This window comes from Pseudoalteromonas sp. SG44-5 (assembly GCF_014164175.1).
Classification (GTDB): Bacteria; Pseudomonadota; Gammaproteobacteria; order Enterobacterales; family Alteromonadaceae; genus Pseudoalteromonas; species Pseudoalteromonas nigrifaciens.
In genome coordinates, this window is the sequence record NZ_JACJES010000001.1 from 95101 (window position 1) to 96585 (window position 1485).

4 tRNA genes are annotated in these 1485 nt (G+C 39.7%); 3 read left to right on the forward strand and 1 reads right to left on the reverse strand.

What is annotated here, in order from left to right:
• Window positions 1-110 precede the first annotated feature (110 nt).
• Window positions 111-186 (reverse strand) — tRNA-Val (locus H5079_RS00525).
• Between the two features lie 735 nt (window positions 187-921).
• On the opposite strand from H5079_RS00525, the gene H5079_RS00530 reads away from it, so the two are divergent.
• The 3 genes from H5079_RS00530 (at window position 922) to H5079_RS00540 (ending at window position 1330) form a co-directional block, all read left to right on the forward strand.
• Window positions 922-997 (forward strand) — tRNA-Ala (locus H5079_RS00530).
• A 37-nt stretch (window positions 998-1034) separates the two neighbouring features.
• Window positions 1035-1110, forward strand: a tRNA-Glu gene (locus H5079_RS00535).
• A 144-nt stretch (window positions 1111-1254) separates the two neighbouring features.
• Window positions 1255-1330, forward strand: a tRNA-Glu gene (locus H5079_RS00540).
• The last annotated feature ends 155 nt before the right edge of the window (window positions 1331-1485 follow it).

The window sequence follows — 1485 nt, forward strand, 5'->3', positions numbered from 1 at the left end:
GGACTTTAACCAGTGAACTTCGCCGTTGCTTATTAGTAGCGGAGATGCTCTCTTTTTCTAACTGAGCTAATTACTCATATAGAAATTTAGATGTGAACACTTATAAAAAGTGGTGGGTGATACTGGACTTGAACCAGTGACCCTCGCCTTGTAAGGGCGATGCTCTCCCAACTGAGCTAATCACCCACATCTAAACAACAACACAATGCTGCGTTGTTGTGGGGCGCTATTATAGATAGAGTTGTAAATGTGTCAACACTTGAATGATAAAAATGTGCTGAGTGGGGGTTTTATAAACAACAAGTAATGTTTGGAGTTTGTTTTATCGACAAATCAATGCTTAGTGTTTAAATAAACGCCGTATTATCTGTTTAGGCTTAGATAGTTAATATCGAAAATCAAGAAAGTAATAAGCCAATCTATTTTAACTTAGTTGCTGTGGTGTGTTTATTGATCATAAAGTGCAGCTTATATAAAGTAATCACTTAAGTTATAAATTTACGCCGTGATTAAATCGCCTTTAAATTAAACCAATTTTAATCCGCAAAAAACCAATGCGATCTAATAGTGCGTAAAGTGGTTATTATGCCAAGGCATAAAGTAAGGATACGTCATTGAACGATGAACTAAATATGCCAAGTTGAATTTGCATATAAATGTATACCTTTTCTATGCTCAATAAAAATTAAAACAAGCAGAGCAGGGGTTATCTAATCATCCAGCCATAATTTATAATACACTCAAGGGGCTAATTTACTGTAAATTGCCCTTTTTAGCCTGCTTGGTAGCCAGTTTGTTGAAAAATAAACCATTTAAATAAAGCAGAACAAAAAACTGTTGACTTTATTTTGGGTGGTGCATAGAATGCGCCCCGCACTAAGCAATACACGACGTGTTTATCACAGCGTGTGTAAATAAGTTGGGGCTATAGCTCAGCTGGGAGAGCGCTTCGCTGGCAGTGAAGAGGTCTGCGGTTCGATCCCGCATAGCTCCACCAACTTATTAGTGTTTGTCCTAGGGTAGCAGTTTTCTGTGTCCCCATCGTCTAGAGGCCTAGGACACCGCCCTTTCACGGCGGTAACAGGGGTTCGAATCCCCTTGGGGACGCCATTTAGCTTTAATTAGTTAAAGGCGGTTTTACCGAGAAAATAGCGTCACAATTAAAGCTCGAGTCTTTACTTGTATTAAGCGCAATTACCTTAAAACTCAGGATGTGAGTTAAACTAATCAATTGTCCTAGTGATACATTTATGTGTCCCCATCGTCTAGAGGCCTAGGACACCGCCCTTTCACGGCGGTAACAGGGGTTCGAATCCCCTTGGGGACGCCACTTACTATTTATAGTAGGGTAGTGTTATTAAAAGCTCGCCTGAAACGAGTCTAAAAATTCAGTTGTCCTAGTGACACAGAAAATGTTTCTGAGAAGATAATGCCATTCGCCTCACAGGCTCGGTCTCATCTTACACAGAAATAGCAAATCAATGA